Consider the following 22,590-nt stretch of genomic DNA (forward strand, 5'->3'; position numbering starts at 1 on the left):
GGACCCGACGCCCAGTGTCATCGCACGTGGATACCGTCACCCACGCCGCCGAAACCCCCGATGTCGCTCAGCCCTATCGGGAGCTGGGGCTGAAGGAAGACGAGTACACCCGCATCACGGAGATCCTGGGGCGCCGCCCCACGGACGCCGAGCTGGCGATGTACTCGGTGATGTGGTCCGAGCACTGCTCGTACAAATCGTCGAAGGTGCACCTGAAGTACTTCGGTGAGACCACCACCGACGAGATGCGCTCGTCGATGCTCGCCGGTATCGGTGAGAACGCAGGCGTCGTCGACATCGGCGACGGCTGGGCCGTCACCTTCAAGGTCGAATCCCACAATCATCCCTCCTACGTCGAGCCCTACCAGGGCGCAGCGACAGGTGTCGGCGGCATCGTCCGCGACATCATGGCGATGGGTGCTCGCCCGATCGCGGTGATGGACCAGCTTCGCTTCGGCGCCGCCGACCACCCCGACACGCGTCGCGTCGTCGACGGTGTCGTGCGCGGCGTCGGTGGCTACGGCAACTCCCTCGGCCTGCCCAACGTCGGTGGCGAGACCGTGTTCGACGCGTCCTACCAGGGCAATCCGCTCGTCAATGCGCTGTGCGCAGGAGCGATGCGTGTCGAGGATCTGCATCTGGCGTTCGCGTCGGGTACCGGCAACCGGATCATCCTGTTCGGTGCCCGCACCGGCCTCGACGGCATCGGGGGTGTGTCCGTACTCGCGTCCGAGACGTTCGACGACAGCGAAGGCGGTGGACGTCCGAAGAAGCTGCCCAGCGTCCAGGTCGGCGACCCGTTCACAGAGAAGGTGCTCATCGAGTGCTGCCTCGACCTGTATCGCGAGAAGCTCGTTGTCGGTATCCAGGATCTCGGCGGTGCCGGGCTCTCCTGCGCGACATCCGAGCTGGCCGCTGCCGGTGACGGCGGCATGCACATCTACCTCGAGCGTGTTCCCACGCGCGCGACGGGCATGACCCCGGCCGAGGTGCTCTCCTCGGAGTCTCAGGAGCGTATGTGCGCGGTCGTGGCACCCGAGAACGTCGACGCGTTCATGGCCGTGTGCAAGAAGTGGGATGTGCTCGCCACCGATATCGGTGAGGTCACCGACGGCGAGCGTCTCGTCATCGACTGGCACGGCGAGACCGTCGTCGACGTGCCGCCGCGCACGGTCGCGCACGAGGGGCCGGTATACGAGCGTCCCGTGCAGCGTCCCGATACGCAGGACGCGCTGATCGCCGACACCACTGCGAAGCTGAAGCGTCCGGAGACGGACGATGAGCTGAAGGCCACGTTGCTGAAGTTGCTCGCGTCGCCTGCGCTGTGCAGCCGCAAGTGGATCACCGAGCAGTACGACCGGTACGTGCGTGGCAACACTGTGCTGGCCGAGCACGCCGATGCCGGTGTGGTCCGCGTCGACGAGAAGACCGGCCGTGGTATCGCGCTGGCCACCGATGCGTCGGGCCGCTACACGCAGCTCGACCCGTACGCCGGTGCGCAGCTCGCGCTCGCCGAGGCGTATCGCAATGTGGCCACCACCGGTGCTACGCCGAAGGCCGTGTCCAACTGCCTGAACTTCGGTTCGCCGGAGGATCCGGGTGTGATGTGGCAGTTCCAGCAGGCCGTGCGCGGTCTCGCCGACGGATGCGCGCAGCTCGGTATTCCGGTCACGGGCGGTAACGTCAGCTTCTACAACCAGACCGGTTCCACGCCGATTCTGCCGACGCCGGTCGTTGCGGTCCTCGGAGTGATCGATGATGTGCACCGTCGCATCCCCACCGGCCTCGGGCTCGAGCCCGGTGAGACGCTGATCCTGCTGGGGGAGACCCGCGACGAGTTCGACGGGTCCATCTGGGCGCAGGTCGAGCACGATCATCTCGGTGGTGTGCCGCCGAAGGTCGATCTCGAGCGTGAGCGTCTGTTGTCGGAGATTCTCCTTGCGGGGTCGCGTGACGGGCTGATCTCTGCTGCTCACGACCTGTCCGAGGGTGGGCTTGCGCAGGCTGTTGTCGAGGCTGCGCTCGCGGGTGAGACGGGATGCCGGGTTCTGCTGCCCGAGGGTGCGGATCCGTTCGTGACGTTGTTCTCCGAGTCGGCGGGCCGGGTGCTCGTTGCTGTTCCGCGTACCGAGGAGTCCCGGTTCACGGGTATGTGCACGGCGCGGGAGATGCCGTGGGTCCGGATCGGTGTCGTCGATGAAGGGTCCGACTCGGTCGAGGTTCAGGGCCGGTTCTCGGTGCCCATGAGTGAACTCCGCGAGGTCTACGAAGGCACCTTGCCGGCACTGTTCGGGTAACCGAATGGCGGCTGCCCAGGTCGATCGGCTGGCAGCGATAGAAGCCCGTCAGGGGCAGATCATCGCCGCAGTCACCGATTTCGGTGAACGCCACCCCCTCACCGCTCGGGTGTGGGGGTGGCTCAGCCTCGATACGACCGGGGTGGCATTCGCCGCTCTGTTCTTCTGCTGGTCGTTGTCGCCGTCGCTACTGCCGCGCGACTGGCTGTTCCAGGGCATCATCGGTGGGCTCAACGCCACGATCGGGTACGGGCTCGGCTGCGTCGTCGGCTGGGCCGTCACTCGATTCGTGCTCAGGGGACGAGCGTGGTGGCCGCTGCCGCTGCCCGTCGAACGGGCGATCAGGGTGGCGGTCCCGGTTGCAGGCATCCTCGCTTCGCTGGTCGCTCTCGTGCTCGCCGCCGGTCAGCAACGTCAGCTGGCTGCCCTCATGGACGCCGAGGGCACCACGACGTCCGGCTACCTTCGCACCTGCCTGCTCGCCCTTGCCGTTGCCGCATTGCTGATCTCGCTGTGGCGCGGGTTGCGCGACCTCGGCCGCTGGATTTCCAGGCAACTCGTGCGGCGCACACGGATGCCGGCGGGGCTCGCCCGCACCCTCGCGGTGATGGTCGTCGTCCTCGCGACCTTCATGCTCATCGACGGTGTGCTTCTGCGCGGTGCTTACGCGATCACGAACTCGGCATTCAGCATTCAGGACGACACCACCCGACCCGGCGCGATACAACCGTTGAGCCCCGCGAAATCCGGCAGTCCCGAGTCTTTCGCACCTTGGGAGACACTCGGGTTCGAAGGCCGGAACTTCGTGTCGCGGGGACTGGACACCGACGAACTGGCCGCGATCAACGGTGTCCCCGCGCAGGAACCGATTCGCGTCTACGTCGGGCTCGATACGGCCGAAACAGCCGAGGAACGCATCGATCTCGTCGTCGACGAGCTCGAGCGCACCGGTGCGTTCGACCGTTCTGTACTGGTGCTGATCCCCACGACAGGGACCGGCTGGGTCAACCCTACGGCGGCGCAGGCGATGGAGCTCGTGCACAACGGCGACGTCGCGATGGTGGCGTGGCAGTACTCGTACCTGCCGAGCTGGATTTCGTTCCTGGCCGACAAGGAGAAGGCCGCTGCTGCAGGCGAGATGCTGATCGACCGCGTGCACCAGCGGTGGCTCGAGCTCCCCGAAGACCAGCGGCCCGAATTGTTCGTCTACGGCGAGAGTCTCGGAACGCAGTCGGGTGAAGGTGCTTTCGACAGTCTCGCGGACATCCGGGAGACCGTCGACGGTGTGCTGTGGGTCGGACCGCCGAATTCGAATCGGCTGTGGAGTCAGCTCGTCGAGCGCCGGGATCCGGGTAGTACCGAGGTCGAGCCGGTGTATGCCGATGGTCTCGTCGTTCGGTTCGCGGACAGCCGACAGGAGATCGGTGTTCCCGACACTCCGTGGTTGTCGCCGCGCGTCCTGTACATCCAGCACGCCTCGGACCCTGTCGTCTGGTGGACGCCGGACCTGCTGTTCACACGTCCCGACTGGTTGTCCGAGCCGCCCGGGCCGGATCGGCTCCCGCAGATGCGCTGGTTCCCGTTCGTCACGTTCTGGCAGGTCTCGGCCGATCTGACGAACGCGGCAGGGGTTCCGGACGGGCACGGTCACAACTACGGCACCACCGTGCTCGACGGGTGGGTGGCGGTGACGCAACCCGAGGGTTGGACCGATACCGACACCGAACGGGTCCGGATCGCGTTGGAGGCGCTGCGCAAGACGCAGGGGCCGGAGAAATGAGCATCCGGATGTGGCGCGGACCGGTCGCTGCGGTTGCTGCAGTGGCGCTCGGAGCGATCCTGCCCGCAGCCCCTGTCGGGCCGCGTGGCCGCGCGCTGCTCGCCGTCGGTGCGGGGATCGGTGCGGTGGCGTTGACCCGCGCGTCGGGTCTCGACCGACATGCCCTCGGTCTCGACGTATCGCGGCTGCGTGCAGGCCTGCGGTGGGGAGCCGCCGCGGCAGGCGCCATCGGGGCCGGCTATGTCGTCGCGCTGTCCGTTCCGGCGCTGCGCATCCACTTCGTCGACGACGAACGGGGCCGGCGCGAGGACTTCTACGAATGGATCGGCCTGCACATTCCGATCGGCACCGTCCTCGCCGAAGAGTTGCTCTTCCGAGGCGCGTTGACGGCCCTCGTCGGGCCGGTGCCTCAGGCGGTGGCGTTCGGACTGTGGCACGTGCGCCCGGCGATCGCCGTCGGCGACAGCGTAGCGACGACCGTGGTCGTCACGGCCCTGTCGGGCTTGGCCTTCGCGTGGTTGCGAAGGGGGAGCGGCAGCGTTCTCGCGCCGGCACTGGCTCATCTCGCGATCAATGTCGGGGGAGCGGTCGCGGTGCGGGTCGCGACGGCCGGGACCGGCCGGTCCCACACAGCGAATTAGGCTCGACTCCATGGCACCGCGCAAGATCGTCGATCCCGCCGACCTCCGTGAGGCGCTCCTGCGCGTCGGGTCGTGGGTGTCGGGCAGCAGCGACGAGAAGCCATCGAGGACGGACCTCGCGGTGGCGGTGCGGCTCAGCGCCCGGACTCTCGAACAGATCGCGCCGGGCTCGAGCGTCGAGGTGCGGGTTCCACCGTTCGTGGCGGTGCAATGCATCGAAGGTCCCCGGCATACGCGTGGGACGCCCCCCAATGTTGTCGAGACGGACCCCCGGACGTGGCTGCGGCTGGTCGTGGGACTCGAGGTGTTCGACGATGCAGTGGGCGCCGGCGGCGTCGATGCGTCGGGCGCACGGACAGGTGAGATCGCACATTGGCTTCCGCTCCTTCGTCTGTGATCCAGGAGTCCGTGCGGGTGCATGGTCGGGGGCGTCCCGAACGGCACGTAGAATGGGCCTGCCCCGATTTTGTCCAGCCCCAGGGAGCACCCCGGTGACCAGTGCCGATCTGTCGGTTCACACACGCAATCTTCTCGCCTCGGACGAACCCGAGAACGAGCCGCGCGAAGAGTGCGGCGTCTTCGGAGTGTGGGCTCCCGGCGAGGACGTGGCGAAACTCACGTACTACGGGCTCTACGCCCTTCAGCATCGAGGTCAGGAAGCCGCGGGCATCGCAGTTTCCGACGGTGCGCAGGTCCTCGTGTTCAAGGATCTCGGTCTGGTGAGCCAGGTCTTCGACGAGCAGACCCTGGCTGCGATGCCGGGTCATATCGCCGTCGGCCACTGCCGCTACTCGACGACGGGATCGACGACGTGGGAGAACGCACAGCCGATCTTCCGCACCACGGCGGCAGGCACCGGCGTGGCGCTCGGCCACAACGGCAACCTCGTCAACACCGCCGAACTTGCGCAGAAGGCGCGTGAGCTGGGCGCGCTCGACCAGAATCGTCCGGGCGCAGCGACCTCCGACTCGGACCTCGTCGGTGCGCTCCTCGCCCATGCGGCGGCGGACAGCACGATCGAAAACGCCGCAATGAAGCTGCTACCGACCCTCCGCGGCGCGTTCTGCCTGACATTCATGGACGAACACACCCTTTACGCGGCGCGCGACCCCTGGGGCATCCGGCCGCTGTGCCTGGGTCGTCTCGATCGTGGCTGGGTGGTGGCCAGCGAAACCGCGGCGCTCGACATCGTCGGAGCGTCCTTCGTTCGCGACATCGAGCCCGGTGAGTTGCTCGCCATCGATTCCGACGGTGTCCGGTCGTCCCGTTTCGCGGCGCCCGAACCGAAGGGCTGTGTTTTCGAATACGTGTATCTGGCGCGACCGGACTCGACGATCAGCGGACGTTCGGTGCACGCGACGCGTGTCGAGATCGGACGGCGCCTCGCGAAGGAACATCCGATCGACGCGGACCTGGTGATCCCGGTCCCGGAGTCCGGAACTCCCGCCGCGGTCGGCTACGCACAGGGCTCCGGTCTGCCGTACGGACAGGGGCTGATGAAGAACGCCTACGTGGGCCGCACCTTCATCCAGCCGAGCCAGACGATCCGTCAGCTGGGTATTCGGCTCAAGCTCAATCCCCTGCGCGAGGTCATCCGCGGGAAGCGACTCGTCGTCGTCGACGATTCGATCGTGCGTGGCAACACCCAGCGTGCACTGATCCGCATGCTGCGTGAGGCCGGGGCGCTCGAGATCCACGTCCGGATCGCGTCGTCCCCTGTGAAGTGGCCCTGCTTCTACGGCATCGACTTCGCCTCGCCCACCGAGCTCATCGCCAACGGTGGCGGTCACCGCGACACGGACATCGACGAGCACGACTACGACGAGATGGTCGAGATGGTGCGCCGGTCGATCGGTGCCGATTCGCTCGGCTACATCTCGATCGACGGCATGATCGGCGCGACCGAGCAGCCGTCGACGCGTCTGTGTGCGGCGTGCTTCGACGGCAGCTACCCGATTGCGTTGCCTACCGAGTACGCGATCGGCAAGAACGTCCTCGAAGGTGTCGTCGATGCGGAATCGGTCACTCCGACCGTGCTGGACAACGCCAACGCGGACGTTCTGAGCCGTCCGTAGATCCGGTTCCGGTACCGTGAGTGCGCGGTCGGCTCTCTCGGGCCCGCTTTCGCATGCGTTCTGACGGACACCGGCCACCCTGCATTTCGGTCACGAACGTGCCGTAACGCAACCTGACAACCCTATTCACAACTCGAAGCTGGAGCCGACAACCCATGACCGAGGAGACAACCCCCGGAGCTTCCTACGCAGCGGCAGGCGTGGACATCGAGGCGGGCGACAAGGCCGTCGAACTGTTCGCTCCGCACGCGAAGAGGGCAACACGACCGGAGGTGCTCGGAGGTCTCGGGGGCTTCGCGGGTCTGTTTGCACTCAAGGGCGACTACAAGGAGCCGCTGCTCGCCGCGTCCACCGACGGCGTCGGCACGAAGCTTGCGGTGGCGCAGGCGCTGGACAAGCACGACACCGTCGGTCTCGACCTGGTGGCCATGGTCGTCGACGATCTGGTCGTGTGCGGCGCCGAGCCGCTGTTCCTGCAGGACTACATCGCTGTCGGGCGCGTCGTGCCCGAGCGCGTCGCCGAGATCGTCTCGGGTATCGCCGAAGGCTGCGTCCAGGCCGGCTGCGCTCTTCTCGGCGGCGAGACCGCAGAACACCCCGGCGTGATGGCAGACGGCGACTACGACCTGTCTGCGACAGGTATCGGTGTGGTGGAGGCCGAGAAACTCCTCGGCCCCGAGCGCGTCCGCCCGGGTGATGTCGTGATCGCGATGCGCTCGTCGGGACTGCACTCCAACGGGTACTCCCTCGCACGCAAGGTGCTGCTCGAAATCGGCAAGATGAGCCTGACGGCCCACGTCGACGAGTTCAGCCGCACACTCGGTGAGGAACTGCTCGAGCCGACGCGGATCTACGCGAAGGACTGCCTGGCCCTCGCCGCCGAGACCGAGGTGCGCACCTTCTGCCACGTCACCGGTGGCGGGCTTGCGGCCAATCTTGCGCGCGTGATGCCGAAGGGCCTCGTCGCTGAACTCGACCGCACCACGTGGAGCCCGGCACCCGTTTTCGGTCTCATCGCTCAGCGCGGTCGTGTCGAGCGCGCCGAGATGGAGAAGACCTTCAATATGGGTGTCGGCATGGTCGCGATCGTCGCGCCCGAGGACGTCGACCGCGCGCTTGCGGTGCTCACGGCTCGGCACATCGAGAGCTGGACTCTCGGAACTGTCCGGAAGGCGCAGGATGCCGACGGTGAGCGGGCGCTGCTCCTCGGTGATCACCCGCGCTTCTGACGGCAGCGGCAAAATACGAAACAAGGGCCGGATATTCACGCTGGAGCGTGAATATCCGGCCCTTGGGTGTTTCTATGTGAACTCGCGGTCGTTGCGTCGCACACGCAGGGGGACCGCTCGATCAGCCGATGTCACCATCAGTGGAGGGGGAGCCGATGCCGGCTCCCCCTCCACTGATGGTTTACGTCTGGTCAGCGACGCCAGTCGTCGTCGTCGTCCCAACCGGAACCTTGGTCGGCGAAGACCTCGTCCCTGTGCGAGTTGGGTGCACCGCCCGACAGATCTCCGTCCGACAACTCTCGTTGAAGGCTCTCGAAGTCGGTGGATGGCGAGCTGTACTTCAGTTGCCTTGCAACCTTGGTCTGCTTTGCCTTAGCTCGGCCGCGGCCCATGGCCAACCCCCTCGCGCTTTGACGGGGCGGCCTGGGGAATTTGGCGGCCCCGGTGTGTTGAGTATTTTCCTGTGCCCCACTTTAGCTTGGAAAACTCAGTTCCGCTCCCACCCACCCGTTCAGGCCGGTGTCCTTTACATCTCATTGACACCCGACCTGCAGTAATGCGGTATTCAATTGTGTGAAGATGCGGCTCAGAACACCCCCGGTACGGCTCGGACGGTGCCGACACGCGCACCACCACCGAGTACGGGTTGCGAAGCCAGAGCTGCCAGCTTCTCGTCGACGGCTATCCCGAGCCGGGTGAGGACCGCAGCGGTGAGCGGGAGCCGGGCACGTTCATGACCATCGTCGATCTTGAAAGCGAACGCCGAGCCGTTCGGAAGGGCGCCCGCATGGATGCCGTCGGCTCCGGCCTTGCACACCAATCCCGGAACGGCCTGAATGAGCCGCAGGTCGTCCTTACCCGACCCTGAGATGAGGAACGGGTGCTCGCGGATCGCATCGGCGACAGCGTGTTCGGGCGTGTCGGGATCGGCGGTCGCCAGCCGGGAGTACGCGTGGGCCAGATTGATCAACGGCACCGGGACAATGGGAAGCCCGCATCCGTCGATTCCGAGATCCGTCTCCTCGATGTCGCCCGTGAGATCGAGGATCGTCTCCACCACAGCTCGCTGCAGGGGGTGGGCGGAGTCGAGGTAGTTCGCGGTGGGCCAGTTGTTGACCGCGCACGTCGCGAGCATCGCGGCGTGTTTACCCGAACAGTTCATGTAGGCGGGACGAGGGGCGCGACCCGCTGCGAGGACCTCGGCGCGGGCGAGTTCGTTGCCGGGTAGGTCCGCGGGACACTGCAGTGCGTCTTCCCCGAAGCCGGAGTAGGCGAGCAGCTCCTCGACGAGTTCGATATGGTCCGATTCGCCTTCGTGCGACGCCGTCGCGATGGCAAGTTCGGCGGTGTTGCGGGGCGCGAAGCCCAACCGCAGCATCGCGGTTGCCTGCAACGGCTTGTTCGACGAGCGCGGATAGACGGGAGTGTGAACCTCGCCGAGCGACACGATCACCTCACCGCGGGGATCGAGGACCACGAGAGATCCCCGATGTATGCACTCCCGGAATCCGGAGCGCACCACTTCGACCAGTTCGACGCTCAATACATCACCCGTACCTCTCGCCCGGCGACACGTCGCCGGGCCTTGTCCGCGACACTCGGCGACAGATCGTCCTGCTGCTCGAGCATCATCGCGATCCGTTCCGGGTCGCGTCCGGTGAACAAGTCGCGCACGGTCACCCCGTGCCCCGGGACGTCCTCGACGACGATGCGGTCGCCGGCCTGCACCGGGCCTTCGACGAGTACCTTCAGGTAGACGCCCGTGTCGCCGCGGGCCGCGAACCGCTTGACCCACCCCGTTTCGCCCGACCACACACCGAACGTGCCGCAGGGCGTACGCGGGCCTGTCACCTCGAGCAGGAGACCGGCGCCGCCTACCCGCCACCGCTCGCCGATGACCGCGTCGCTGGTCGCGATGCCACTGGTTCGAAGATTCTCTCCGAACCATCCGGCGGGAAGGTCTCGGCCGAGGTCGCCGGCCCAGCGCCCGGCTTCGTCGTCGCCGTACGCGTAGACGGCTTTGAAGCGGCCCCCGTGGTTCTCGGTATCGCATTGGCGGTCACCGTCGAGGCCGAGACGTCCGACATGGACGGGACCCGCCACGGGGCGCTTGTCGATCCCGGTGACGGGGACGCGGCGGGTGCCGCTGGCCCGGATCTCGTGCACCACACACACGGCGTCGACCCGGCCGGGATTCGGTGCGGGACTCAACGGCCGCGCAATCGGTCGACCGCGAGGCGGCCGGCCTGGATCGTGTCGTCGGCCGGCACCGAATCCGGATCGATGGCGGCCGCACACGGACCGACGACGAGCGCGGTGTCGGTCGCGATGTTGCGTTTGACGAGGGCCAGCGCTATCGGGCCCAGTTCGTAGTGATCGACGACGGTGCCGAGCCGTCCGACCGAGCGGCCTCCGGCGGTGATCGCCTCACCGGGTTCGGGACGCCCGTCGGCCGAGCCGTCGAGGTGCAGAAGAACCAGGTGACGCGGCGGTTTACCGAGATTGTGGACGCGGGCCACGGTCTCTTGGCCGCGGTAGCAGCCCTTGTCGAGGTGGACCGCGCCGGCCTCGGCAGGACCTCCGATCCAGCGGGCCTCGTGTGGGATGGTGCGCTCGTCGGTGTCGAGACCCACGCGCGGCCGGGAGTCGGCGACGCGCAGTGCCTCGAACGCCCAGATGCCCGCGGCGCGGGCGCCTGCGGTGGTGAGCGCGGTGAAAATCTCGCCGAGTTTCTCGCGCGGCACGAGCAGGTCGTAGGAGTGCTCGGCGGGCCACGGCATTCTCCGCACGAATCCGCCGCCGGGGAGCGCGACGGCCGCATAAGCCTCGGCGGGCATGGCATCGAGGCCCAGTGCGGCGAGGATCGGCGCGCCGTCGGCATCGGGGCCGAGCAGAGAGAGCACCGCGAGTTCGTTGCCGTCACGGGGCTCGGCCTTTGCCCAGAAGACCATCTTGGTGAGGAACCCGAGCAGGTCGGGGCCACGGTCGTGTTCGGTGTCGATCCAGGTGGTGCCGTCGAGGTCGGTCTGCACGAAGTGGTGTTCGACGCGACCGTTCATATCGAGGCTGAGGTTCTCGGCGGAGGTGCCGTCGGGCAGGGATTGCACGTGCTGACTGGAAATGGTGTGCAACCAGCTCAGGCGTTCGTCGCCGCGGATCGCAATCACGAAGCGGTTGGAGCGGTCGACGACGGCGACGGAGCCGACGGCGGCGCGCTGTTCGCCCAGCGGATCTCCGTAGTGCCACGGCAGGCCCTCGTCGGGACTTCCGGGCGGGGACGCGACGGCATCGGGGAAGGTGAGCAACGGGCTCTCGGACACGATCGGAAACTCGGCCACGACACCAGTCTATGGGGAAGCGATCGGCAGGGGAGTAGTGGATAGGGTGGGCGGCATGGCTGATCGGGTGCTGGTGACACTGGATGGCGAGGTGAGGGATGCTGATGCGCCCCTGCTGCACGCCGACGATTTCGGAGTGCTGCGAGGGGACGGTGTCTTCGAGACGCTACTGGTGCGAGGCGGGCGAGCCCGCGCGGTCGAGCTGCATCTTGCACGGCTCGCGTCGTCCGCATCCGTAGCTGATCTTCCTGCCCCCGAGCTCGACGACTGGCGTATGGCCATCGACATTGCCGTCGAGCAGTGGGGAGATGCGCGAGAAGGTGTACTTCGTCTCGTCTACACCCGCGGCCGAGAGTTCGGCGACGGGCCCACGGCGTTCCTGCTGGTGACCCCGGTGGCCGAGCGTGTTCAGGCCGCGCGGCGCGACGGTGTCTCGGTGGTGTCGCTCGAGCGCGGGTTCTCGGTGGACCTCGCGCAGAAAGCACCGTGGCAGCTCCTCGGCGCGAAGACGTTGTCGTATGCGACCAACATGGCTGCGCTGCGCCACGCGGAATCCGTGGGGGCCGACGACGTGATCTACACGAGCAGTGAGGGCCACGTTCTGGAAGGCCCGCGATCGACGGTGGTGATCGCGCGCGGACGGACTCTCCTCACGACCCCGCCGGAACAGGGCATTCTGCCGGGCACCACCCAGCAGGCTCTGTTCGAGGCAGCTCGCGGGCACGACTTGACGGTGCGGTACGAGGCGCTGCGGCCCGCCGATCTCATCGTCGCGGACGGAGTCTGGCTGTTGTCGAGTGTGGCGCTCGCCGCGCGTGTGCACACGTTGGACGGTCACTCGCTCGCCACTGAGGCGCTCGGCGACGAGATCGAGAAGCTGGTCGACAAGGCGATCGAGACCGCACGCTGACACTCGCGTGAGCCCGGCCGCGGGGGCGGGCTGGTTGTGGTGGTGGCCACCGATGATGGGCGAGACCGACATTTTCTACTACTGTTCGTAGTAACAAGCCGTTCTGCATGTGCGCGGTCGGTCTTGTGAACAGAATCCGACGCGGGCCCCGCGCTCGGACTTCATCCAGGTACCGGCCCTACCTGTACTGGCTCGACTCGGAGTGGCAATGGACGTGCTCGACCTGTCCCGATGGCAATTCGGGATCACGACGGTGTATCACTTCATTCTCGTCCCGCTGACCATCGGGCTCGCCCCGATGATCGCGATCATGCAGACGATGTGGGTGATCACGAAGAAGGATCACTGGTATCGGCTCACCAAGTTCTTCGGGAAGATGTTCCTGATCAACTTCGCACTCGGTGTGGCCACGGGCATCGTGCAGGAATTCCAGTTCGGCATGAACTGGAGCGAGTACTCGCGCTTCGTCGGCGACGTGTTCGGCGCGCCACTCGCGCTCGAAGGTCTCGTAGCCTTCTTCATGGAATCCACTTTCCTCGGACTGTGGATCTTCGGGTGGAGCCGCCTCCCGAAACTGGTACACCTCGCGACCATCTGGCTCGTCGCCATCGGCGTCAACGCCTCCGCGTTCTTCATCATCGCAGCCAACTCGTTCATGCAGCACCCGGTCGGTGCGGTGTACAACCCGGAGACCGGGCGCGCAGAGCTGACAAGCATCTGGGAACTGCTCACCAACAACACCGCGCTGGCGGCGTTCCCGCATGCGGTGGCCGGGGGCTTCCTCACGGCGTCGACCTTCGTCGCCGGTATCGGAGGCTGGTGGATGGTGCGGAACATGCGTCGTGCCGCGAAGCTCCGTGAATCCGAAGCGCCGGAGACGGATGTCCTCGAAGAGGCCGAGCGACTCGAATCGGACGCGCGGACGATGTTCCGCCCCGCGACACGGCTGGGGCTGCTCATCATGATCATCTCCGGGATCGGTCTCTTCGTGACGGGGGATGTCCAGGCAAAACTCATGTTCGAGCAGCAACCCATGAAGATGGCCTCGGCAGAATCCCTGTGCCACACCGAAACCGACCCGAACTTCTCGATTCTCACCATCGGCACCCACAACAACTGCGATGGCGTGATCCACGTTCTCGAAATGCCTTTCGTGCTGCCGTACCTCGCCGAAGGCGAGTTCTCCGGTGTGACACTGCAGGGCGTCGAAGACCTGCAGGCCCAATACGAGGAGCAGTTCGGTCCGGGCAACTACAAGCCCAACCTGTTCGTCACCTACTGGTCGTTCCGGGCGATGATCGGTCTCGCGGCGGGGTCTGCCGCCCTGGCGCTCGCCGGCCTGTGGGTCACCCGACGCGGACGGGTGCCGGATCAGAAGTGGTTCGGATGGCTCAGCATCGCGGCGATTCCCACACCCTTCCTCGCGAACAGCGCCGGCTGGATCTTCACCGAAATGGGCCGTCAACCCTGGGTGGTCCACCCGAACCCGACCGGTGTCGACATGATCCGGCTCACGGTCGAACAGGGCGTCTCGGACCACGCGCCCGCGACCGTGATCACCTCGCTCGTCGCGTTCACTCTGGTCTACGCGGGCCTCGGCGTCGTGTGGTTCTGGCTCATCCGCAAGTATGCGATGGAAGGCCCGATGGAACACGACGCGCAGCCACCCGGCGAGCACGACGACGAGTCCGACGACAACGGACAGCCCAAACAGCTGTCCTTCGCGTACTAGGAGACGGCCATGGGGCTCCAAGAAGTCTGGTTCATCCTGATCGCCGTGCTGTTCACCGGGTACTTCGTCCTCGAGGGGTTCGATTTCGGTGTGGGCATGCACATTCCGGTACTCGGACGGGGCAGGGACGAGACCGCCGACACCCGTCGGCGCGTGTTGCTCAACACCATCGGACCCGTATGGGACGGCAACGAGGTGTGGCTGATCACCGCAGGCGGTGCGCTGTTCGCTGCCTTCCCCGAGTGGTACGCCACCTTGTTCTCCGGCTTCTACCTACCGCTGCTGTTGATACTGCTCGCGCTCATCCTGCGCGTGTGCGCCATCGAATGGCGCGGCAAGATCGATGATCCGAGGTGGCGTCGCCGCTGCGACCGGGGCATCATCTTCGGCTCATGGGTACCGGCGGTGCTGTGGGGTGTGGCATTCGCGAATATCATCCGCGGCGTCGCAATCGACGAGAACAAGCAGTACGTCGGCGGGTTCTTCGATCTGCTCAATCCCTACGCGCTGCTCGGCGGCGTTACCACCGCACTCGTGTTCGCTCTGCACGGGGCAGTGTTCATCGCGCTCAAGACCGCCGGCGACGTGCACGAGGATGCGGTGAAACTCGCACGGCGACTTGCACTCCCGGCTGTCCCGGTCGCGGGCGGGTTCGTGCTGTGGACACAGCTCGCCTACGGCAAGGACTGGACGTGGATCCTGGTTGCCGCCGCGGCGCTGTCGCTGCTGGTGGTCGTGGCACTCACTGTCGCCGAACGTGAGGGCTGGGCATTCGCGTTCACGACCATCGCGATCATCGCGACCGTCGTCTTGCTGTTCGCCTCGCTGTTCCCGAATGTCATGCCGTCCACCCTGGACCCCGCATGGTCGTTGACGATCGAGAATGCGTCCTCGAGCCCGTACACCCTGAAGGTCATGACCTGGGCTGCTGCGATCATGACCCCGGTCGTTCTGATCTATCAGGGCTGGACGTACTGGGTTTTCCGCCAACGTATCTCGACCGCCCAGATTCCCAAGTCCATCGGGCTGACAATCGGAACGAAATGACCGTCGAGTCCGCTGCGGTTTCCGCCGACGTGTCTGCACGAAGACGGGGGCCGATCGACCCGCGACTGTGGCGCTACTCCGCCGCAGCGCGCGGGTACCTCGTCCTGACGGTCATCACGTCGCTCGTCGATGTGGCGATGGTGATCGCGGCGGCGCTGATGATCGGTACGGTCCTCGCCGGGGTCATCACCACAGACGCGCGGTCGCTCGGAGATTGGAGCACCGAACTCGGTCTCCTCGCTGCGGTTGTCGTCGTGCGGGTCGCGGTGACCTGGTTGCATTCGCGCTACGCCCACCGCTCGGCGACCCGGGTGATCGCAGAACTCGAACACGAGGTCCTGGACGCGGCAACCACCTTGCCGCCCCGCGAACTGGACCCGCGGCGCGACGAGATCGCGACCGTACTCACCCGCGGGCTCGACGGTCTCGGCGATTACCTCACCGGTTACATCCCGGCGCTGCTCCTGGCCGTCACGCTCACCCCGATCACGATCGTCGTCATCGCCACGCAAGACCTCACGTCCGCGCTCATCGTGGTGATCACCCTTCCCCTGATCCCGATCTTCATGATCCTCATCGGAGTCCTCACGAAAGGGAAAGCCGACCGCACCCTCTCGGCGATGACCACACTGTCGTCACAACTGCTCGACCTGGTCGCGGGACTGCCGACCCTGCGCGCACTGGGTCGTGAACGCGGACCGGAAGCTCGTGTGCGCCAACTCGGCGAGGACCACCGTCGCACCACGATGTCGGCGCTCCGGGTTGCGTTCCTCTCGGGTACGGTGCTCGAATTCCTCGCGACCCTCTCGGTCGCGCTCGTCGCGGTGGCAATCGGCCTGCGCCTCGTCACCGGCGATATGGCCCTCGAAGCCGGCATCATCGCGCTGATCCTCGCACCGGAGGCCTACCGGCCGCTACGCACCGTGGGTAGCAAGTTTCACGCCGCCGAGGACGGGATGGCCGCCGCGGAGAGAGCATTCGCGATCCTCGACAGCGTGGGCACCGGTGCGCCCCGACCACCGGCAGGGCCGACGAAGCACCGGAATCCGAGCCGGGGCAGCGCGCCGGAACTGGTGTTCGACGGGCTCAGTGTTGCGGGCCGTGACGGATACGCCCCGCACCGGTTCAGTGCGGTCTGCCGACCCGGTGAGATCACCGTCCTCACCGGACCCAACGGCAGCGGTAAGTCCACCGCATTGCTCGCGCTCCTCGGCCTTGCCGAAGCGGCAGAAGGACTGGTCACCGTCGACGGTGCCTCGGCAGAAGGCACCGATCAGTGGTGGAATCGGGTCGCTTGGCTGCCGCAACGACCGGTGCTGGTTCCAGGCACCCTCGCCGACAACCTGCAACTCACGGGGGCCGACCCCGCGACGCCCGAACTCGACGAGATCTGCGTCGCAACGGGATTCGACGCTGTTCTGGCCGACCTTCCGGATCGATGGGACACCGTCGTCGGTGCCGACGGCACCGGTTTGTCGCTGGGCCAGCGGCAACGGCTGGCACTCACCCGCACCCTGGCGTCACCGCGAGATGTCCTGCTGCTCGACGAACCCACCGCACACCTCGACGACGTCACCGAAGTCACCGTGTTGAACACGCTTCGTGACCGCGCGGAAGCAGGACGCACCGTCGTGATCGTCGCGCACCGACCTTCCCTGCTCGCGATCGCGGACCGGGTGGTCGCCGTGGAAGGGCGTGCCGCATGACCGAGCCGAAGGGCCGCAGCGACAGAAAGTACCTGCTGCGGCGCGCGATGGCGCTGCTCGAACTCGAACCTCGACGCGTGATGCTCGCCGTGGGCGCCGGGGTTGCGACCCTCGGCAGCGCGTTGCTGCTCGCCGGAGTCTCGGCGTGGCTCATCGTGCGGGCGTGGGAGATGCCTCCGGTCCTCGACCTGACTGTGGCGGTCGTCGCGGTGCGTGCGCTGGGTATCTCGCGCGGACTCTTCCGGTACTTCGAGCGCCTGGCCACCCACGACACAGCTCTTCGCGGCATGACATCGGCACGGTCGCGGCTGTACGAGCGCCTCGCCGAAGGTGACCCGGCTGCCTCCGCCGGGCTGCGACGCGGGGATCTGCTCGCCCGCACCGGTTCCGACGTCGACGCCCTCGGCGATGTCGTGGTGCGCGCCCTCGTACCCATCGCCGTGGCGGTCGTATTGTGCGTCGCCGCCGTGATCGCGGTCGGGATCCTCGTACCCGCTGCGGGCGCGGTCCTCGCCGTTGCTCTGCTGATCGCGGGAGTCGTCGCACCGTGGCTCTCGGCGTCCGCCGCGGCCCGTGCGGAAGCCGACGGCGACGCCGCCCGGTCCCGCTTCGGTGAGGACGCCGTGACCGCACTCGACCATGCCGCGGAACTACGTGTCGCGGGGCGCTTGACCGCCGTGACCGACCGCGCGCGGGCCGCGAATCTCGAATCGGTGCGTGCCACCGATCGTTCGGCGGCTCCCGCCGCATTCGCCGACGCGGCAACACCGCTCGCGGTCGGGGCGAGTGTGCTCGGTGCTCTGTTGATCGGCGTCACGGCATTCGGGTCGGATGCTTCGACGATGAGCCCCACGACCCTCGGAGTCCTCGTGCTGCTGCCGCTGTCCGCGTTCGAAGCCACAGCGGTCCTTCCTGCTGCGGCACAGACACTGACCCGAGCTCGACTTGCGGCCAGGCGCATCGTCGACATTCTCGACCGTGCAGATCGGCCCGTACCCCACGGAACTGCCTCCGCGGACGGCCCGGGCACACTCCGCGCCGACGGACTGCGCAGCGGATGGCCGGGCGGCGCGGACACCGAACCCGTCGATCTGGAGGTGGGCCCCGGTTCGCGGGTCGCGATCGTCGGGAGCAGCGGTAGTGGCAAGACCACCGCATTGATGACACTGGCCGGACTGCTCGTACCGGCGGGTGGATCGGTGACCCTCGACGGCGTGGATCTTGCTGAGATCGATCAGGCCGCGGTCCGCCGGCGTATCGCTTTCTTCGCCGAGGACGCCCACATCTTCGACACGTCGATCCTCGAGAATCTGCGTGTCGCCCGGGGTACCGTCGACGAGTTCGAGGCGCGGGCCGCACTCGCGTCGGTAGGACTCGGGGAGTGGGTCGACGCACTACCCGACGGCGTCCACACGGTGCTGACCTCAGGTGCCCGCGACATCTCGGGCGGACAGCGCCGCCGGTTGCTCCTGGCACGCGCGATTCTGTCTCCGGCGGACATACTGTTGCTCGACGAACCGGCCGAACACCTCGATGCGGAGGACGCCGCGCACCTGCAGCGCCGGCTCCTCGATGCCGGTTCGGGACTCGTCGCTGCCGCTCGGACGATCGTCCTCGTCACGCACAACCTGCCCGAGGGCACCGCCGCCGACCTGGTGGTACGCGTCGAGAAAAATGCGTTGCCGACGTTGTGATCCGCGCGTACTTTCTCAGGTACACGAGAAAGGAGGTGGTCTGGAAGTGATTGATATTCGGACGCGTGAGGTGACCATCCGCTAGCAGTGTGACGACGGAATTCACCCGCCGCACATGGCAGGCGAATCCCAGGTGGTCACCCGGCCCCCGAGCACCGGTCTGTCCGGACCGGACCCGGCATTCACGGACGTCGTTCTGTGATGTGCCGGGAGGCTCGGGGGTCGTTCGCGTTCCGGACGGTGGATTCCGAAGTGATCATTCGCACGGTTCCGAAAACTCAGTGTGTGTGTGCAGGCGCCGGGGTACACATGGATGATGCCGATTCTGCAGCAGGCCCACGATGCTCTCCGGCTACGCACTTCGCCGGGCATCTTCTTTGCCTCGGCGGGTGTCGCGATCCTGTTCGTCGTGCTGACGATCGCGTTCACCGACGCCGTGGACGAAATATTCAGTACTGCATCGAACTGGATCATGACCAACCTCGGCTGGTTCTACATACTCGGGGTCACGACCTTCCTGCTCTTCCTGGTTGGGATCGCACTCACCCGCTACGGCAGGGTCCGTCTCGGCGGCGACGACGAACGACCGGAACATTCGAACATCGCATGGTTCTCGATGCTTTTCGCGGCGGGTATCGGCACGATTCTCATGTTCTGGGGAGTTGCAGAACCGATCTCGCACTTTGCGAACCCGCCGAGGCAGGACGTCGAACCGGGTTCGGTCGAGGCCGCTGAAGAGGCGATGGGCTTCGCCCTCTATCACTTCGGTCTGCACACCTGGACTATCTTTGCGCTCCCCGGCCTGTGCTTCGGCTATTTCATCTACAAGCGGCATCTGCCGCCGCGTGTCAGTTCGATCTTCGCGCCCCTCCTCGGCGGACGGATCTACGGACCGATCGGCCACACGATCGATGTCGTCGCGATTCTCGGCACCGTGTTCGGTGTCGCGACCTCGGTGGGTCTGGGGACACTGCAGATCAATGCCGGTCTCGCGCAGTTGTTCGACGTCGAGGAATCCGGAGTCATCCAGATCGGGTTGATCGCGATCGTCACGGTGATGGCCGGTGTCTCGGTTGCTCTCGGGCTCGACAAGGGCATCAAACGATTGTCGAATCTCAACATCGGCATGGCGGTGGGTCTTCTGATCTTCGTGCTCGTCACCGGCCCGAGCCTGTTTCTGCTCAAGGGCATGATCGAATCGGTCGGTATCTATGGCGAATCCCTACCGCGACTGGCGTTCTGGAACGACACTTTCGCGAACTCCGGATGGCAGAACACGTGGACCGTCTTCTACTGGGCATGGACGATCACCTGGTCGCCGTTCGTCGGTATCTTCATCGCCCGGATCTCCCGCGGCCGCACGGTCCGCGAGTTCGTCGGCGGTGTGCTCGGGCTGCCCGTGCTCTTCTCCGTGATCTGGTTCAGCATCTTCGGCATGGGCGCCTTCGACATCGAACTCAACGGTGAAGGTGGTCTGGTCGAGCGTGTCGTGGACGACGGTGACATCCCCGGTGCGCTCTTCGAATTCCTCGGGCACTTCCCGTTCACCGGGGTCGTCTCGTTCATCGCGGTCGTGCTTGTCGTGATCTTCTTCGTGACGTCGGTCGATTCGACGGCGATGGTGCTGGACATGATGGCGTCCGGTCACGAGGAGAAGGCGCCGATTCATCAGCGTCTGTTCTGGGCGGTCCTGATGGGTGCCGTTGCGGCGACGATGCTCGTCGCGACCGGTAAGGACGGGCTCGACGCGCTGCAACAGGTCATCACGGTGGTCGGGTTGCCGTTCTTCGTGATGGGCTGGGTGATGATGTACAGCCTTGTGCGCGGCATCCGCGAGGACCTCGGTGAACGCCCGGAACCGGTGACCAGGCAGTGGCCCGAGGTGTACTCGGCCGAGGCGCTTGCCGCGGCCGAGGGCCTACCTGCACCCGAGGTGGTTGTGGTCACGCACGCAATCCCGGAGGAAGAAGAACAGGAAGGGCCGGAGACGGACAGTCAGGAGTCGGCCCGCGCCGCAGAGCGGCCGGCCGACTCGAAGTGACGCGTCCGGCGGAGCCGGAGCGTCAGCCGACGTAGCGCGACAACCGCGCTGACATGCGCGGGATCAACTCGCCGTCGCCGATGACGCGTTCTTCGACGTAGGCGAGGTCGCCCCCTTCGATGATGCCGTAGAGCCGCTTGGCTCCGCCCACGGTCTCACCGGATTTCGTGCGGATCACGACGTCGGTCGCAAGTTCCCAGGAGGACTGGGTCAGGGCCGCTCCGTAGTACAACTCGACGACACCGGAGCTGTGGGTGAGCAGCAGTTCGACGGTCTCGGGATCCTCGCTGCCTGCGGCGTCGGTGCCCGACACACGCCAGAAGCCGCTTTCACGGCGATCGGGTGCACTGAACTCGCCGGCCTCGTCGAGCCGCCACGAGCGCGCTTCCCACGCGAGATAGTCGGATCCATTGTGTGAGACGACGATCTGTTGACCGAAGCGGTAGTCGCCCGTCTCGGGATCGTGTCCTTCGCCTTCGCCGCGCCACACACCGACGAGCGGCAGCAATGCCAGCATCGCCGGGTTCAGGTCGGGCCCGAGCCTCAGGTTCGCGGTGTCCTCAGGGCCGGGGAGACCGGGCAGGGCCGGGATATTGCGCTCGGCGGTGGCCTCGGCGCGTTTCTCGGCATCGGCGATGGCGTCGTTACCGCTGCGGCGGGGTCCGTCGTCCGTCACTGGTCTTGGGTGACCAGGCGGTAGATGGTGTACAGCGTGAACCAGATGATGAGCAGCGCTGCGAGGACCAGGAGAACTTCGAAGAAAATGACCACGGGCACATATTAGCTCCTCGGTGTTCGTCGGTACGACTCGGCCGGGTGGGAACGCGAAGGGCCCCGCTCCTGATCGGAGCGAGGCCCTGATGCCCTGAACGTGACCTGTCGGTCGGGGCTACTTCGCGACGGTGACGTCGACGTTGTGGACACCGGCGGAGGTCGGGCTCACGGTCGCGGTGCCGTTGCCCGTGCTGGACAGCGCACGGATCTTCCACTCGCCGGGTGCGGCGAAGAAGCGGAAGTCGCCGGTAGCCGACGCGACCACTTCGGCGGTGAACTCATCGGTGCTGTCGAGCAGGCGCACGAAGGCGCCACCGACGGGTTGTCCGTCGGCTGCGAGAACACGGCCGGTGATGACCGTTTCCTTCTCGGTATCGACGTTCGACGGAAGAGTCTGGGACTGGACGGGTGCTCCACACATGTTCTTATGCTCCCAATTCGATCGGTGCGCCGACGAGCGAGCCGTACTCGACCCAGCTGCCGTCGTAATTCTTGACATTCTGCTTGCCGAGGATCTCCTGCAGCACGAACCAGGTGTGGCTCGAGCGCTCGCCGATCCGGCAGTAGGCGATGGTTTCCTTGGTGTCGTCGAAGCCCTTCGCTGCGTAGAGAGCGGTGAGCTCGTCGTCGGACTTGAACGTGCCGTCCTCGTTGGCGGTGGTGCTCCACGGGATGTTGATCGCGCCGGGTACGTGTCCACGCTGCTGTGCCTGCTCCTGCGGAAGGTGCGCGGGGGCGAGGATCTTGCCGGAGAACTCGTCGGGCGAACGCACGTCGACGAGGTTCTTGTTGCCGATGGCGTCGATGACCTCGTCGCGGAACGCGCGGATCGACGTGTCGGGTGCGGCGGCCTTGTACTCGGTAGCCGGGCGGCTGACCTCGTCCTTCGACAGGGGGCGACCGTCGAGCTCCCACTTCTTACGGCCGCCGTCGATGAGCTTGACATCGTTGTGGCCGTAGAGCGTGAAGTACCAGTAGGCGTACGCGGCGAACCAGTTGTTGTTGCCGCCGTACAGCACGACGGTGTCGTCGTTCGAGACGCCCTTGGCCGACAGCAGCGCGGAGAACTGCTCCTGGTTCAGGAAATCGCGACGGACCGCGTCCTGCAGATCCTTGCGCCAGTCGAGTCGGATCGCGCCCTCGATGTGGCCGCCTTCGTAGGCGGAGGTGTCTTCGTCGACCTCGATGAAGACGGTCTTCGGCGCTTGCAGGTTCTGCTCAGCCCAGTCGGCGGAGACCAGAACGTCGGAGCGAGCCATAGTTGTTCCTTTCGTGGTGACACTGAAGTAGTCGTGGGTGGAACGGCAGAAGTGCTGGCGGAACAGC

At 66.2% G+C, this 22,590-nt stretch carries 19 protein-coding genes; 12 read left to right on the plus strand and 7 right to left on the minus strand.

Annotated elements, in window-relative coordinates:
- Positions 1 to 14 precede the first annotated feature (14 nt).
- The 6 genes from purL to purM all read left to right on the plus strand — a co-directional run bounded on the left by purL (position 15) and on the right by purM (position 8,022).
- The gene (gene purL / locus ACTDXD_RS15340) at positions 15 to 2,297 is read left to right on the plus strand and encodes a phosphoribosylformylglycinamidine synthase subunit PurL (RefSeq protein WP_440123183.1); all 2,283 of its coding nucleotides are present in this window, start codon (positions 15 to 17) and stop codon (positions 2,295 to 2,297) included.
- Between the two features lie 4 nt (positions 2,298 to 2,301).
- On the plus strand, positions 2,302 to 4,077 hold the full coding sequence (locus tag ACTDXD_RS15345) for an alpha/beta hydrolase (protein ID WP_440123184.1): 1,776 nt from the start codon (positions 2,302 to 2,304) through the stop codon (positions 4,075 to 4,077).
- Positions 4,074 to 4,718, plus strand: a complete 645-nt coding sequence (locus ACTDXD_RS15350; RefSeq protein WP_440123185.1) for a lysostaphin resistance A-like protein — start codon at positions 4,074 to 4,076, stop codon at positions 4,716 to 4,718. Before ACTDXD_RS15345 ends, ACTDXD_RS15350 begins: the two co-directional genes overlap by 4 nt.
- Positions 4,719 to 4,728: 10 nt before the next feature.
- A complete protein-coding gene (locus ACTDXD_RS15355) occupies positions 4,729 to 5,115 on the plus strand; it encodes a sterol carrier family protein (protein ID WP_440123186.1) in 387 nt (128 codons plus the stop codon).
- Positions 5,116 to 5,209: 94 nt separating this feature from the next.
- The gene (gene purF / locus ACTDXD_RS15360; RefSeq protein WP_440123187.1) at positions 5,210 to 6,793 is read left to right on the plus strand and encodes an amidophosphoribosyltransferase; all 1,584 of its coding nucleotides are present in this window, start codon (positions 5,210 to 5,212) and stop codon (positions 6,791 to 6,793) included.
- A 155-nt stretch (positions 6,794 to 6,948) separates the two neighbouring features.
- Positions 6,949 to 8,022: a phosphoribosylformylglycinamidine cyclo-ligase gene (gene purM / locus ACTDXD_RS15365; protein ID WP_440123188.1), complete on the plus strand. Its 1,074-nt coding sequence runs from the start codon at positions 6,949 to 6,951 to the stop codon at positions 8,020 to 8,022.
- 191 nt (positions 8,023 to 8,213) lie between these two features.
- Here the strand turns inward: purM and ACTDXD_RS15370 are convergent, their stop codons facing one another.
- The 4 genes from ACTDXD_RS15370 to ygfZ form a co-directional block, all read right to left on the minus strand.
- Positions 8,214 to 8,414, minus strand: coding sequence for a DUF3073 domain-containing protein (locus ACTDXD_RS15370; RefSeq protein ID WP_169688290.1), 201 nt, complete (start codon positions 8,412 to 8,414; stop codon positions 8,214 to 8,216).
- 194 nt (positions 8,415 to 8,608) lie between these two features.
- A complete protein-coding gene (locus ACTDXD_RS15375; RefSeq protein WP_440123189.1) occupies positions 8,609 to 9,565 on the minus strand; it encodes an asparaginase in 957 nt (318 codons plus the stop codon).
- Positions 9,562 to 10,233 carry an MOSC domain-containing protein gene (locus ACTDXD_RS15380; RefSeq protein WP_440123190.1) on the minus strand — a complete coding sequence of 224 codons (672 nt, stop codon included), beginning with the start codon at positions 10,231 to 10,233 and terminating at the stop codon, positions 9,562 to 9,564. Before ACTDXD_RS15380 ends, ACTDXD_RS15375 begins: the two co-directional genes overlap by 4 nt.
- The gene (ygfZ, locus tag ACTDXD_RS15385) at positions 10,230 to 11,360 is read right to left on the minus strand and encodes a CAF17-like 4Fe-4S cluster assembly/insertion protein YgfZ (protein WP_440123191.1); all 1,131 of its coding nucleotides are present in this window, start codon (positions 11,358 to 11,360) and stop codon (positions 10,230 to 10,232) included. Before ygfZ ends, ACTDXD_RS15380 begins: the two co-directional genes overlap by 4 nt.
- A 55-nt stretch (positions 11,361 to 11,415) precedes the next feature.
- Between ygfZ and ACTDXD_RS15390 the strand changes: the two genes are divergently transcribed.
- The 6 genes from ACTDXD_RS15390 to ACTDXD_RS15415 all read left to right on the plus strand — a co-directional run bounded on the left by ACTDXD_RS15390 (position 11,416) and on the right by ACTDXD_RS15415 (position 20,490).
- Positions 11,416 to 12,270, plus strand: coding sequence for an aminodeoxychorismate lyase (locus ACTDXD_RS15390; RefSeq protein ID WP_440123192.1), 855 nt, complete (start codon positions 11,416 to 11,418; stop codon positions 12,268 to 12,270).
- A 208-nt stretch (positions 12,271 to 12,478) separates the two neighbouring features.
- Complete coding sequence (locus ACTDXD_RS15395) at positions 12,479 to 14,002, plus strand: cytochrome ubiquinol oxidase subunit I (protein ID WP_440123193.1); 1,524 nt, start codon at positions 12,479 to 12,481, stop codon at positions 14,000 to 14,002.
- Positions 14,003 to 14,011: 9 nt separating this feature from the next.
- On the plus strand, positions 14,012 to 15,049 hold the full coding sequence (gene cydB / locus ACTDXD_RS15400; protein ID WP_440123194.1) for a cytochrome d ubiquinol oxidase subunit II: 1,038 nt from the start codon (positions 14,012 to 14,014) through the stop codon (positions 15,047 to 15,049).
- On the plus strand, positions 15,046 to 16,755 hold the full coding sequence (gene cydD, locus ACTDXD_RS15405) for a thiol reductant ABC exporter subunit CydD (protein ID WP_440123195.1): 1,710 nt from the start codon (positions 15,046 to 15,048) through the stop codon (positions 16,753 to 16,755). The genes cydB and cydD overlap by 4 nt, the downstream gene beginning before the upstream one ends.
- Positions 16,752 to 18,449 carry a thiol reductant ABC exporter subunit CydC gene (gene cydC / locus ACTDXD_RS15410; protein WP_440123196.1) on the plus strand — a complete coding sequence of 566 codons (1,698 nt, stop codon included), beginning with the start codon at positions 16,752 to 16,754 and terminating at the stop codon, positions 18,447 to 18,449. Before cydD ends, cydC begins: the two co-directional genes overlap by 4 nt.
- 313 nt (positions 18,450 to 18,762) lie before the next feature.
- Positions 18,763 to 20,490, plus strand: coding sequence for a BCCT family transporter (locus ACTDXD_RS15415; protein WP_440123197.1), 1,728 nt, complete (start codon positions 18,763 to 18,765; stop codon positions 20,488 to 20,490).
- A gap of 22 nt (positions 20,491 to 20,512) precedes the next feature.
- Here the strand turns inward: ACTDXD_RS15415 and ACTDXD_RS15420 are convergent, their stop codons facing one another.
- The 3 genes from ACTDXD_RS15420 to ACTDXD_RS15430 form a co-directional block, all read right to left on the minus strand.
- On the minus strand, positions 20,513 to 21,166 hold the full coding sequence (locus tag ACTDXD_RS15420; protein WP_440123198.1) for an FABP family protein: 654 nt from the start codon (positions 21,164 to 21,166) through the stop codon (positions 20,513 to 20,515).
- 213 nt (positions 21,167 to 21,379) lie between these two features.
- The gene (locus ACTDXD_RS15425) at positions 21,380 to 21,685 is read right to left on the minus strand and encodes a DUF1416 domain-containing protein (protein ID WP_440123199.1); all 306 of its coding nucleotides are present in this window, start codon (positions 21,683 to 21,685) and stop codon (positions 21,380 to 21,382) included.
- A 4-nt stretch (positions 21,686 to 21,689) separates the two neighbouring features.
- Complete coding sequence (locus ACTDXD_RS15430; RefSeq protein ID WP_440123200.1) at positions 21,690 to 22,523, minus strand: sulfurtransferase; 834 nt, start codon at positions 22,521 to 22,523, stop codon at positions 21,690 to 21,692.
- Positions 22,524 to 22,590 lie beyond the last annotated feature (67 nt).

This window comes from Rhodococcus sp. SJ-3 (genome assembly GCF_051918125.1).
GTDB lineage: Bacteria > Actinomycetota > Actinomycetes > Mycobacteriales > Mycobacteriaceae > Rhodococcus.